This is a genomic window from Rhodococcus sp. 06-470-2, from assembly GCF_002258235.1.
Lineage (GTDB): Bacteria > Actinomycetota > Actinomycetes > Mycobacteriales > Mycobacteriaceae > Rhodococcoides.
This window is the reverse complement of the sequence record NZ_NOYB01000010.1, coordinates 400,392-412,543: the sequence shown is the minus strand read 5'-3', so window position 1 is coordinate 412,543 and position 12,152 is coordinate 400,392. Positions and strand designations below refer to the sequence as shown.

Sequence of the window (12,152 nt, the reverse complement as noted above, 5' to 3'; positions counted from 1 at the left end):
GGCCGCCGGCTAGAAGCGGGGCAACTCGATCACCGGTGCGGGCGGAAGCTGGATCTGCGGCAACTGGATCTGCGGCAGGCCGGGGATCAGCGGAGCCGGGGCCGGCGCAGGAGCAGGCGCGGCGGGCGGCACGTATTCCGGCTCGGAGTACGTCCGGGCCGGAGCCTGAGCTGCCTCTGTGGTCGGCGGCACCGTGGTGGTGGGTGCTGCGGTGGTGGGCGGCACGGTGGTCCTCGGCGTCGTGGGCTCCGCAGTGGCGGGTGCGGTCGTCTCGGTCGGTGCACTCGTCGGCTCCGTGGAGCTGCCGCCGTACCCCAGGGACAACCCGAGTGCGGCGACTGCGACGAGACCGCCTGCGACCAGTACTGCGCCGCGCACCTTGCGCTTGGAGTCGGCGGGCTTGTCGGCTCCGGGCTCCGGGCTCAACCAGTCCGGAGCCCCGGTCAACGATGCGGGATCGGACGGAGACTGCCGAACGCCCGGCTGCGGGCCCGGTCGGCGCGGTGCGTCGGCCACCGGAGTCGCGAGCAGCGCCGCGCCGCGTGCGGCCACCGATTCCGGGTTCGCCGGGGTTACGACGGGGAGGCCGATCCACGCCGTGAGAATCGATTCGACCAGCGGAATGCGTGCTCCACCGCCGATGAGGAACAGCGCGTCGACGTGCTTGGGTGACCGACTGATCACGTCACGGACCAACCGTGCCGAGTACTCGATCGGAACGGTCACCAGAGACTCGAACGACTCGCGCGAGATCAGGATCACGCCGCCGTCACCGGGCAGGCAGACCGCGCCGCTGGTCGAGAGCTGCTCCTTGGCCACTCGGCATCGCGCGGTGAACTCGCTCAGTTCCTGGTTGTCGGCGATGTCGACGCCCTGCTTGGCGAGCTGGTTGTCCGAGATGAGCCGATCGAAATCGTCGCCGCTGATGTCGATGGTGCGCTCGGCGAGCAGGACCTGCCCGGTGCCGCGGTCGATGACACTGATCGTCAGTCCGGAGCTGCCGAGATCGTAGAGAGCGATGGTGCCGAAGTGTCCCAGTTCGCCCGACGCCTCGAGGTACTGCAACGCTGCTCGCGCCTCGGGAACCAGTCGGTAGTTGTAGAGCCGCTGACTCGCCATCGCCTGCTGGATCTCGCCGAACTGCTGCTGGTCTCGATACGCGACGCCCGTCGCTTGCACCGGTCCGCCGTCGCCCGGCTGCGAGAGCACGACGCCGATCGATTCGGCGGCCAATTCCTCCGCGCGGTCCCAGTAGGCGTCGACGGTGTCGTGATGGAAGTCGAGCCGACCCGAATCCTGAGGGCGCGCGTCGGGGCGAGCCATGCGCACGGCACTGGCTCCCACCGACACGCCGAGAACTTCGGTCATTACCCGCCTTCGGTCGACTTCCCCGTGAACACACGCCGAGACTCGATGTCACGAACGAGTCTCGATCCCCCTGCCAATGGCTCACTGTAGCGCGTCCCGCAGTGCACAGTGCAGCACCCGACCACAGCACTACAGTTGCGGGCATGCGCGTTCTGTTCGTCTGCACCGGGAACATCTGCCGATCGCCCACAGCCGAGCGACTTGCGGCTGCTTTCGCGCGCGAGGGCGGGTTCGAGCTGACCGCGAGCAGCGCCGGAACGCAGGGTTTGACCGGACATGCCATGGACCCGACGGCTGCGACGGTGCTGACGCAGCTCGGCGGCGACCCGGACGGTTTCGTCGCCCGACGCCTCACGCCTGCGATCGCTGCCGACGCCGACCTCGTTCTGACGATGACGGCGGCACACCGAGACGCCGTTCTCGCCCTTGCACCGCGACAGATGCGTCGCACCTTCACGCTGCTCGAGGCGGCCGGTCTCGCTGCCGCGTCGGGCGCGAGCACCGTTGCCACCCTGGCCGACGCACGGGCGGTGCACCGTGTCGACACACTCGACATCGGCGATCCGTATCGGCGTGATCACTCGGTGTACGAGCAGGCCGGGGAGTTGATCGCGGAGACGCTGCCTCATGTTCTGCGGTTGGCGACCCAGTGACCGTCCACCTCTCACCACTCCGCTCGCTGAGGTAACGTTCTCGCATCATTGCCGACCATCCGGGTCCGGCCACGGCGTTAGGGTCTGTGCATGCGCGACAAGGTCATCGCGTCGGCAGCAGTGGCGAGCGCCGGCGTGGCCGTCGCAGTGGGTTTGACCATCGGCGCTCTCGGTGGTGCGTTCGACGACTCGAGCGAGACCGTTCGTCCGCCGGCTCTGAAGTCGGACAGCCTGAGTTCGGTCGAGACGACACCGACCTCGACGATCGTCATCGTCCCGCCGTCGCCTACATGGCAGGTCGCGGTACCCACCACCGCTCGCCCCACGACGACGACTCCGGATCGGCCCGAGACCACGACGCGTAGTCCGCGCCGAACCCCATCCTCGGACCGCACGACGACCACCACCTCGACGGAGGATTCGGACGACGAGAGCAGCACCACGGAACCCGAGTCGGACGCCGGCCCCTAGGCACCGGCAGAATGCGCTCAGGCGGGCTTCGTCAACGCCGTGTTGTCACCGATTCGCAACGCGGCCACCAGTTCTCGGTAGAGCGAGTCGGTGTTCATGAGCTCGGAGTGCGTGCCTCTGGCGCGGACAACTCCGTCCTCCATCACGAGGATCGTGTCGGCGTCGAGCACGGTGGACAACCTGTGCGCGATGGTCACGACGGCCGAGTCGGTCGCGATCGATCGGATCACCTCGTGGATCGCCGCCTCGGTGCGGCCGTCGACCTGAGCGGTTGCCTCGTCGAGCAGAAGAATTTCCGGACGCCGAACGATGGCCCTGGCCAACGCAATTCGTTGACGCTGTCCACCGGAGACGGTCGATCCGATCAGGTCGGTGTCCAGCCCTTCGTCCAACGCACGGATCGCCGAGTCCAGATGCACCGATTCGAGCGCCGCCCAGATGTCGGCCTCGCTGGCCTCGGGATGGCTGAACAGCAGGTTCTCTCGGATCGAGCCGGGAAGAACCGGCGTCTCCTGTTCCACGTAGGACAACCGGGCTCGTACCTCGTCGATGGTCAGCTCGTCGTACGGGGTTCCGCCGAGCCTGATCTCGCCGGCCTCGGGCGTCAGGAAGCGCAGGATCAACGAGAAGACGCTGGTCTTGCCCGCCCCCGACGGTCCGACGATCGCGGTGTGTCCACGCGCGGGCACCTCGAGGTCCATCCCGCGCACGGCCGGCTCCCTACCCGGTGCGTATCGTGCTGTGACGCTGCGGAATTCGAGGGCCGGAGCGGGCGCACGGGTCTTCGCAGACCGGATCGAACCCGTCTCCCCTTTCTCGGTGACCAGGTCGTCGATCTGGCGAATTCGGGCCGCCGCGGCCATACCGGCCTGCAGTGCGGTGATGTTCGTGGCCAGTGTGGACACCGGGCCCATCACCTGGAATGCGTACAGCAGAAACGCGATCAGGCTGGACACGGCCAGCGCTCCGGTACTGACGCGATAGCCGCCGAGGCCGAGGATTCCGATGATCGCCAACTGCACTCCGCCTCCGGCGAACGTCCATGCCAACGCGGAGATCTTGACCGCCCTGACGCTGTGCTGAGCGGAGATTCGCGCCTCGGAGATGACTCGCTCCGATTCGCGGGCCTCGGCCCTGCTGGACTTGACGGTCCGAATCGCCCGCAGCGTGCCGTCGAGAATTCCGCCGAGGCGGCCCACTGCCTCCTGGGATTGCCGCTGTGCGACGGCGATCGGAGGCATCAGGCGAGCGAACAGCACCGCGATCGCAATGATGGCCACGGCGATCGCGCCGAGCAGCACCAGATCCAGCACGGCCATGAGAATCAGTGCGCCGACGAGGCCGACCACACTGTTGACTATGGCCACCAACGCATTCGAGGTGGCCTCGCGTAGCAGAACGGTGTCGGAGGTGACCCGGGTGACGAGTTCTCCGGTGGGCCGGGTGCCCAGACTTCCGACGGTGGCACCGAAGTACTTGCGCACGATGGATTTACGGGCGTCCAGGACCACGCGTTCGGCCAGGACCCCCAGCACGATCCACTGCAGATACAGAACCAGTGAGCCCACCACGAGCAGACCGACCAGGATCAGCACCGGCATCACCAGGGACGAGTCGGTGCCGAGACCGTCGAGCACTCCTTTGGCGACCATCGGCGTCGCCAGGGCTGCTCCGGTGCCGATCAGACCGAGTGTCAGGCCGAGCGAGAGAGTCCGGCGGTGCGGGCGAACGAACTGCCACAGCACGCGCAGATTCGGGACCGTGATCTTCTTCTTCTCTGCCGTAGCGATCTGCACGTCGACCATGGCACCAGTGTGCCGGATCGGGCGGTGGGGTCTAGGTCGCGTTCCAGATCATGTGCACGGTCGTACCGTCCTGGTCCGAGGTGACGGCGGCGCTGTCGGCCAGCGCCCGCATCAGCGGCACACCACGCCCGCGGTTGGGATCGGAATTGTGCGATGCCCAGTCCCCGCGATCGGTCACCCGCACTTCTATCCGACCCTCCGCGGCACATGTGACCCGAATGTCGAGTGTCCCGCGATCGGTGTGGTCTCGATACGCGTGCTCGACGCTGTTCGCTATCGCCTCGTACGTGGCCAGCACCACGTCGTACGCACGATCGGGGTCGACGCCCACATTGCCCAACCAGTCACCGAGCTCACGACGAAGCTCCGACGCTCGATCCGCATCGGCAGGTTCACCGGTGAACAGCAGTTCTTCCATTCGCGCACCTGCCGTCGAGATCGAGCTGTCGGTACGTGAGTCGTCACCTCCGAAGAGAGTCGCCATCATGAATCCCGTCTACCCAAAAGTTCAGGATCTACCCGCATGAATTGCAACGAATGCTTCGTCGACCGTTGCATAGATTCCGAACACCTCGTCCAAACCGACGAGAGTGAGAGGCCGTCCGGTCGCCGGACCGTCCGCGACCACTGCAAACCCGGCCCCGCCGCCGAGCTGCTGATGCGTCGACGCCAGCAGAGACATGCCCGCAGAGGCGAGAAATCCCACATCACTGAGATCGATCACCACAGCCGTCGGCGATTTCTCGAGCACGAGAGCGACCGACTCGGACAGATCGGGGGCAGTCACCAGATCCAGTTCACCGGACACCGCCAGAACGACGTCCTGGTCACGCCATTCCACGATCACATCGAAGTGCTGGGGCCCGAGGCCCATGTCGTCCGCAGTCACACGAAGACTTTACCTCGCCTCCCCCTGGCGGACTTTCTCCCGATCGGCCGACCGACCCGACTCCCGTTAGGCTCGCTTCGGTGATCGAGGGACTGCACAGCGCGAACCGTCGCGAATCTCGCCGTCGTTCGGTCGGCGAATACGTCGCTGTCACGGTCGGCGGCGCGGTCGGTGCGGCGTTGCGGTACGAGGTCTGGACGTGGCGGGCATCGCCGAGGTGGCTGCTGGTGAGCACCTTCGGAGTGAACGTGTTCGGATGCCTCGTCGTCGGTGCGGCGTTGGGGTATCTGTGGGGCCGACCGGCTCCGGTTGCCCGTGCAACAGTGTTCGGGCTGGCGTGCGGGTTCACCACGTTCGGTCTGTACGCATTCCACGCCGTGACGCATCGTGGTGCATGGAATTCGGTTGTCTATCTGCTGGCCACACCGGTGGTGGCGCTCGTCGCGATGGCATTCGGCGCGGCGATCACGAGGCCGAGGACGGGCAGCGCTCGATGACGACGATGCTCCTGGTGGCCGCCGGAGGCGGACTCGCTGCGCTCGGGCAGTTCGTGTTCTCGCATGCGATCAGGTCTCGGCCACGGTTGTCCGCACTGAATCTGGTGGCGTGCGCGGCCTTGGGACTGGTGTTCGCGCTCGATCCACCGGACCGGTTTCGTTCGCTCGTGGGCGTCGGATTTCTGGCCTCGGTGGCTCCGATGGCCACCGTGGTGCTGGCCACGCTTCGGCTCACTCGGGATCAGCAGTATCGCAGCGCTGCAACGTTCTTCGCAACGAATGTGGTGGGCGGTATCGCCGCGGTGATGTTCGGGTTCCTGGCGTGGAAGTCCGGGATCACGCTCTATCACAAGATCGTCTGACTCGGATCCGTCAGTCGCTCGTCGAGTCCTCGCACCACCCCTGCAATCCGGCCTTGACGAATCCGGCGATCTGATAGAGGTAGGTGAATTCCCATTCGACGAGGGAGAAGTCGTAGGAGCGCGGCGTCGGACGCATGGTGACGGTGCCGTCGAAGCATCGATCGAAGATGTAGCGGGCGCGCGGTAGGTGATATCGCCAGGTGACGACGATGACGTGGTTCCACCCGCGTTCGCGGGCGAGTTCCTGGGTGAAGATGGCCTCTCCGCGCGTGGTCGACGGAACCGGCGGGATACACAGCACCTCGAACTTCTGTGACGATGTGGCACACGCCTTCTTCATCGTCGAGTCACCGGATCCGTAGGGATCGGAGAGCACAACCGTCTTCGCCAGACCCTGCTCGGCGAGCGAGATTCCGTAGGCCTCGCGGCCGTCGTGTTCACCGCCCAGTACGACGATCGCGTCGGCCGTGGTCAGCGGATCGACGCGAGCCTTGGTGAACGTGACGTATCCGCCGACACCGATCGCGGACACCAGGACAACAGGGATCGCGAAGGCGAGAAACAGCAGCAGGCGTCCGCGGAACACCTCCCCAGGTTAGGGAAGGCGCTCCGCGGGCGCGCGGTCAGCGACTGACATCACTCACTCGGCTGCGGAACCGTGACGTTGCAATCGGTCACCTCGGGGTTGATACCGAAGTAGTTGAGCGGGCCTGCGACGACGGTCAGCGCAATGGTGCCTGCGCCTGCGCAGTTCTCCGGTGCGCTCTCGAAATCTCCGCGCTGGTACGACGCGAATGCGCCGATGATCAACCAGACGAGAACGATCAGTGTTACGAACCTCATGGTGCCCCCTTAGGCGGTCAGCCGCCGTTCGGCTGTCGGGAGCCAGGTATGTCCGATTGTCGCAGTCTTCAAACTGTGTCTAGTCGTTCTGCCTGGCCAACGTCTGCGACAGGTAGTCGCTCAGTGCCTGTTCCTGGACGCGATCGAGGGCGCGAGCGAGTTCTGCCTGTGCCGATTTCATCGCCAGTGCGCGCATCTTCTCGAACATCTCGGTCGTCTCGGCCACCTCCCCCGATTTGGGGAGCCAGCCGGGACCGTGTTGGTTGATCAAGTGGTCGGTCACGCTGCCCACCATCGACTCGGCGATGGCGTTCATCTTCGAGGCGGTTCGTTCGTGCTGGTCGAGCAGTTGTTCCAGGGTGAAGCCGTACTGGCTCAGATCGACGAACACCTCGAGGAGGGTGGGGTCGAGAATCTCGCATTGGTCCCCGTCGATTCTGATCAGTTTCGCTTCGATCAGGCGGGCAACGATGTCGTCGTTGTCCTCGCCGAGAAATTGCGCAATCAGTTCGACGGGAATGACCGTGGTCTCGGCCGACGACCACTTGCGAGTCACGATTTCCTGCAGGCCCAGTATCTCTTCCAGGTCCTTGCCCTGCTCCCAGCCCGAGAGGAAATCCGCGATGTGCGCCGAGGTGAAACCCCGCTGGAGCAGCGAGTCGATCACTTTCAGTCGCGTCAGGTGATCGTCGTTGTAGATGCCGACTCGTCCTCGGAGCGTGGGCGGCGGCAGCAGACCGCGTTCCTGATACGCCCGCACGTTGCGAGTGGTCGTCTTGGCCTCTCGGGCCAAGTCGTCGATTCGATACTCCACCGAGCTCCCTACCTCCGCCGCGCGTCGACCCACAGGATATACGTCGACAACGCGGCGGAAGGAGGATCGCAGTCCGAACGTCAGCACGGCGACGGGCGTGCTCCGGAGCAATTCACGACCGGGCGACGGCCCGTGCCGGTTCGAGCCGCACGTCGACGCGGCGCGGAACGATGGTGAAGTCGTCCTGCTCGACGTGGCGGAGTTGATCGACGTACTGGGTGGCGAAGCCGGGGAACATGGTGGCGTTGAAGCCGTCCTCGGTGAGATACCAACTGCTGCAACCGGAATTCCAGGTCGTCTTGGCGAGTTTGCGCTGCATGTCCTCGTTGTACGCATCCTGGACGTCCTGGCGTACATCGGCGCTGTGCAGATTTCCCTCGAGCACGAGAGAGATCGCCTCGACGAGGTAATCGATCTGCGCCTCCATGTACACCAGCGCCGAACTGTGCCCCGGGCCGGAGTTGGGACCGAACGTGAAGTACATGTTCGGATAGCCCGATACCGCAATACTCTTGTACGCCTTGGCCCCTGCGCTCCACTCGTCGGCCAGCACCCGACCGTCGCGTCCGGTGATCGGTATGGGAGTCCCGGTATTCGAGACGTCGAATCCGGTGGCGAACACGATCGCGTCGAATTGGTGCTCGACGCCTTCGACGGTCCGAATTCCCTTGGGCGAGAGCGTCGCGATCGGCCAGGTCACCAGCGTGCAGTTCGGCTTCTGCAGCGCCGGGTAGTAGTCACTGGTCATCAGCAGTCGCTTGCAGCCGGCCCGGAAACGAGGTGTCAGCTGCCGCCTCAGCCAGGGATCGCGAACCTGACGGCGCAGATGGGCTCGTCCGACCGTTTCGACGATGCGTGTCAACGGGGTCTTCCACACGACACCGAGTGCGACGGATTCGTGCCCCCAGAACCACAGCGACCGGGCCAGGGTCTGGGCCTGCGGGAACCGCGCGTACAGACGCTGCGTGCTGTTCCGCGTTCTCCGATTGACTCGGGGCAGCGTCCACCCGGGGGTGCGTTGGAACACCTTGACCGTATCGGCGATCTTCACCAGTTCGGGAACGATCTGCACGGCGCTCGCTCCGGTTCCGACGACGGCGATCTTCTTACCCGCGAAGTCGTAGTCGTGATCCCACCGAGCACTGTGAATCTTGCGCCCCTCGTAGGTGTCGATTCCACGGATGTTCGGCAGGCTGGCGTTGGCGAGCGGCCCCGACGCCATGACCACCGTGCGTGCCCGAACATCGGCGTGCCCGTCGATGCTCAGGTGCCAATGCCCGGACGCCTCGTTCCAGATGATGTCGACGACGTTGTGCCCGAATCGAATACGCGACTCTATGTCGAACTCGTCGACCATCGTGTGGATGTAGTCGAGAATCTCGCTACTACCGGAGTAGGTGTGCGACCAGTTCGGATTGGGCGCAAAACTGTACGAGTACAACCGGGACGGGATGTCGCACGCCGCGCCCGGATAGGTGTTGTCGCGCCAGGTTCCGCCGACGGCGCTGCCGCGTTCGAGGATGACGAAGTTCTCGATACCCCTGTTGCGCAGTCGGATGGCGGAGCCGATTCCGGCGAAACCTGCACCGACGATCACCGCGTCGAGTACGGCTTCGCGCACGTCGAACTCGCTCATGCGACGGGCTCGTAGGTCAGTTCCTTGGCCCAGGTCGGCTCGGAATTGAGTGTCCTGCTCGGGTATCGGCGAGTGAGCTTCACCAGCCCGTCCGCCAGGACGTGGTACGGGTGCTTGCGGTTGATCACGATGCTGCCGTGCCACTGCACGATGCGATACATCGGTACCCGCAAGGCCACCGGGCTGCGTTCCCCGACACTCTTGAATCGCTTCATCGCGGTGTACAGCCGCTCCTCGTCGACGCCCATCTCGACGATGTTGTCGCGCATCTTGTTCAGCAGCGGGATGTACCGCAGTGTGCCCACGATGAGGGCGGGGTTCATCCAAGCCCCGACGGTGTCGACCAAGATCTTGCGCATCCGCGAATGTCCGAGCAGTTCGATGACCGCGAAATCGACTGCCAGGTGGCGTGATTCGTCGGAGTTGATCTTCTTGAAGACCGCCTGACAGACCGGATCCTCGATCTCGTCCATGATGAATTTCACCAGCGCGCCGTCCAGCGCCACCTCGAGCATCGGTATGACGGTGCCCAGCACGGCCAGCGACAATCCGTCGGAATGCTTGTCGAGCCAGTCGATCACGAGCTTGACGTTGATGTTGGGCTCGGGCATCTCGTCGCCGTCGAGCATGCCCCAACGACGCATGAGAGCGAGCTCGGCGTTGGCGTGCTTCTGCTCCTCGGCGTGGAAGTAGCGATAGATCTCCGCCAGCGTCTCGTTCGGAGCCTTGAGCGCCATCGCCGCGAAACCACGAGCGCCCACGTTCTCGATCCACATCAGATCCGACATGAAGGGCTTGAGTTTGGCGTGCAGCTCGGGACCGATGGTCTCGGCGCCGGGGCCGTCCCAGTCGATGTCCGCCAAGGCCCACTGACGGTCCTTGATCTTGGTCAACATGTCTTCGAAATCCATTGCCATGTCAGGCTCCTGTGGTCGTCGAGGTGAAAGATTCGTTCTTCGCCTGCTGCTGCTCGGCGGGCATCACACGATTGAGCAACCCGAGAAAACGCACGTAGACCGCAGGCAGCAGTCTCTTGAATCGCCAGACTGCCTTGGCGTCGAACTGGGGCACGACGTAGAGCCGACCCCGGTCGAAGGCGTCGAGGGTTCGGGCAGCGATCTTGTCGGGAGACCGTCCGGTCCAGCGCATCGCGAACTCGGCCAGCCGCGACGAGCTGGCGGTGATCCGGCCGTCGACGGCCACGTTGGTCTTGACGAACGTCGGGCACAGAACCGACACCCGTACACCGGTACCCGACAGCTCCGCCGCCATCGTTTCCGACAGGCTCATCACTGCGGCCTTGCCGACGTTGTACGGACCCATCAGCGGCGCAGCGGCAAAGCCTGCCGCGGACGCGACGTTGATGATCCCGCCCTCACCGGCGGCACGCAGTCCAGGGGTGAACACCTCGCAGCCGTGGATCACACCCCAGAGGTTGATTCCCAGAGCCCAGTTCCAGTCCTCGAAACCGATGCTGCCGACCGGCTTTCCGCCGATTCCGACGCCTGCGTTGTTGATGACCACCGTGGTGGGCCCGTCGAATTCGATGCCGGCCCGCAGCGCCAGCTCCTCGACGTTCTCGCGAATCGACACATCGCATTCGACGGCGTATCCGGTGCCGCCGAGAGCGTTCACCATCGCGACGGTCTCCTGCGCTCGCGGCAGCGAGATGTCGGCGCACATGACGGCTCCTCCGCGACGAGCCAGTTCGAGCGCGAACGCACGGCCGATGCCGCTGCCCGCGCCGGTCACCACCGCTCTCGACCCGTACGAGGGTCTTCCGGCCTTGGTCCTCATCTGCTCACCTGTTCCTTCGAATCATGTTGTCCGACTTGACTGTCGAGTGCCCTGGTGACGAACTGGGCTGCACGCTCGAGCGCATGTTCGGCCTCGGGTATCAACCGTGGGAGGGCCTGGAACACGTGCATCTGATCGGGCCAGATTTCGAGTTCGCTGCAGCCTCCTGCCTGGTCGATCATCGAGTGCAGATGCCGCGCATCGCCCCGCAGCATCTCGGCTCCGCCCACTTGGATCAGCGTCGGTGGCAGCTCTCGCACACGGCCGAGATCGAGCCGTAGTCGCGGGAGGCTCGCGTCGTGGCCGTTCGTGTAGAGCGAGACCAGTCCTCGCGCCGCCTTCGCCGAGATCATCGGGTCCTTCCGTAAGCGCTCCATCCGGGCCGAGAGCTCGAAATCGAGATCGATCAGCGGCGAGAACAGCACCATCGCTCCCGGTTGCGGCGTGCCGGTCCGGTCGTTCTCGATCAGCAGGTCTGCGGCCAGGTGTCCACCGGCCGAGTCCCCGGCGATGACGATGTTCGCAGCGTCGTACCCCTGACTCAGCAGCCAGCGGTACGCGGCTTCGAGGTCGTCGGCCGCCGCGGGAAACGGGTGTTCCGGGGCGAGTCGATAGTCCACCGTGAACACCGGCAGGCCGGTGGACATGGACAGCCTCGCGGTCAGGCCACGATGCGTCCGCGCCGAGCAGATGACGTAGGCACTGCCGTGGATGTAGAGGATCACTCGCTGCCCCGGCGTTCGGCCGGGCGCTCGTACCCATTCGCCGCGCACCGAGCCGTCGGCCACCAGGTCCACCGTCGTTCCCTTCGGCACAGGACCGAACAGGTTCATCGAGGTGGCGACGAGGCGTCGAGTGAACTCGATGCCGCCGCGGGAGGTCGGAAGCAGGTTCGTCACCGGACGCAGAAGCAGCCGAGTCGTCACGGCAGCGAGACGTGTTCGCCTGCAGCCTGATCGCGATACGCCGTGCGGCAGATGATCGTCGTCGATGGTCGAGGTCACGTGATCACTGTCA

At 65.1% G+C, this 12,152-nt stretch carries 15 protein-coding genes; 4 read left to right on the top strand and 11 right to left on the bottom strand.

All coding sequences use genetic code 11. The annotated features are described in order from the left end of the window. Positions 1-9: 9 nt before the first annotated feature. Entirely contained in the window at positions 10-1,368 is a 1,359-nt protein-coding gene (locus tag CH276_RS05405) for an Hsp70 family protein (protein ID WP_045196908.1), read from the bottom strand. A gap of 143 nt (positions 1,369-1,511) precedes the next feature. On the opposite strand from CH276_RS05405, the gene CH276_RS05400 reads away from it, so the two are divergent. Beyond that, positions 1,512-2,021, top strand: coding sequence for an arsenate reductase/protein-tyrosine-phosphatase family protein (locus tag CH276_RS05400; protein ID WP_094630272.1), 510 nt, complete (start codon positions 1,512-1,514; stop codon positions 2,019-2,021). Between the two features lie 90 nt (positions 2,022-2,111). Beyond that, entirely contained in the window at positions 2,112-2,492 is a 381-nt protein-coding gene (locus CH276_RS05395; protein WP_032396102.1) for a hypothetical protein, read from the top strand. A gap of 17 nt (positions 2,493-2,509) precedes the next feature. Here CH276_RS05395 and CH276_RS05390 read toward each other — a convergent pair whose 3' ends face one another. Genes CH276_RS05390 through CH276_RS05380 form a run of 3 tightly spaced genes read right to left on the bottom strand, consistent with a single transcriptional unit; the run spans position 2,510 to position 5,186 of the window. Then, the gene (locus CH276_RS05390; RefSeq protein WP_094630271.1) at positions 2,510-4,297 is read right to left on the bottom strand and encodes an ABC transporter ATP-binding protein; all 1,788 of its coding nucleotides are present in this window, start codon (positions 4,295-4,297) and stop codon (positions 2,510-2,512) included. Between the two features lie 31 nt (positions 4,298-4,328). Then, positions 4,329-4,784 (bottom strand): ATP-binding protein, encoded by a 456-nt coding sequence (locus tag CH276_RS05385; protein ID WP_052049716.1) that lies wholly within the window; start codon positions 4,782-4,784, stop codon positions 4,329-4,331. Positions 4,785-4,805: 21 nt separating this feature from the next. Next, positions 4,806-5,186: an STAS domain-containing protein gene (locus CH276_RS05380; protein ID WP_373557271.1), complete on the bottom strand. Its 381-nt coding sequence runs from the start codon at positions 5,184-5,186 to the stop codon at positions 4,806-4,808. A gap of 80 nt (positions 5,187-5,266) precedes the next feature. On the opposite strand from CH276_RS05380, the gene CH276_RS05375 reads away from it, so the two are divergent. Further along, complete coding sequence (locus CH276_RS05375; protein WP_094630270.1) at positions 5,267-5,683, top strand: fluoride efflux transporter FluC; 417 nt, start codon at positions 5,267-5,269, stop codon at positions 5,681-5,683. Further along, complete coding sequence (locus CH276_RS05370; RefSeq protein WP_176459113.1) at positions 5,680-6,045, top strand: CrcB family protein; 366 nt, start codon at positions 5,680-5,682, stop codon at positions 6,043-6,045. The genes CH276_RS05375 and CH276_RS05370 overlap by 4 nt, the downstream gene beginning before the upstream one ends. A gap of 10 nt (positions 6,046-6,055) precedes the next feature. Here the strand turns inward: CH276_RS05370 and CH276_RS05365 are convergent, their stop codons facing one another. The 7 genes from CH276_RS05365 to CH276_RS05335 all read right to left on the bottom strand — a co-directional run bounded on the left by CH276_RS05365 (position 6,056) and on the right by CH276_RS05335 (position 12,139). After that, on the bottom strand, positions 6,056-6,631 hold the full coding sequence (locus CH276_RS05365; protein ID WP_094630268.1) for a YdcF family protein: 576 nt from the start codon (positions 6,629-6,631) through the stop codon (positions 6,056-6,058). 50 nt (positions 6,632-6,681) lie between these two features. Further along, complete coding sequence (locus CH276_RS05360) at positions 6,682-6,888, bottom strand: hypothetical protein (RefSeq protein WP_032396107.1); 207 nt, start codon at positions 6,886-6,888, stop codon at positions 6,682-6,684. A 79-nt stretch (positions 6,889-6,967) separates the two neighbouring features. Next, positions 6,968-7,702 (bottom strand): MerR family transcriptional regulator, encoded by a 735-nt coding sequence (locus CH276_RS05355; protein WP_094630624.1) that lies wholly within the window; start codon positions 7,700-7,702, stop codon positions 6,968-6,970. Between the two features lie 112 nt (positions 7,703-7,814). Further along, entirely contained in the window at positions 7,815-9,338 is a 1,524-nt protein-coding gene (locus CH276_RS05350; protein WP_094630267.1) for a flavin-containing monooxygenase, read from the bottom strand. Continuing rightward, complete coding sequence (locus CH276_RS05345; protein WP_032396109.1) at positions 9,335-10,255, bottom strand: hypothetical protein; 921 nt, start codon at positions 10,253-10,255, stop codon at positions 9,335-9,337. Before CH276_RS05345 ends, CH276_RS05350 begins: the two co-directional genes overlap by 4 nt. Before the next feature lies 1 nt (position 10,256). Further along, positions 10,257-11,135, bottom strand: a complete 879-nt coding sequence (locus tag CH276_RS05340; protein WP_094630266.1) for an SDR family NAD(P)-dependent oxidoreductase — start codon at positions 11,133-11,135, stop codon at positions 10,257-10,259. Further along, entirely contained in the window at positions 11,132-12,139 is a 1,008-nt protein-coding gene (locus CH276_RS05335; protein ID WP_303396051.1) for an alpha/beta hydrolase, read from the bottom strand. Before CH276_RS05335 ends, CH276_RS05340 begins: the two co-directional genes overlap by 4 nt. Between the last annotated feature and the right edge of the window lie 13 nt (positions 12,140-12,152).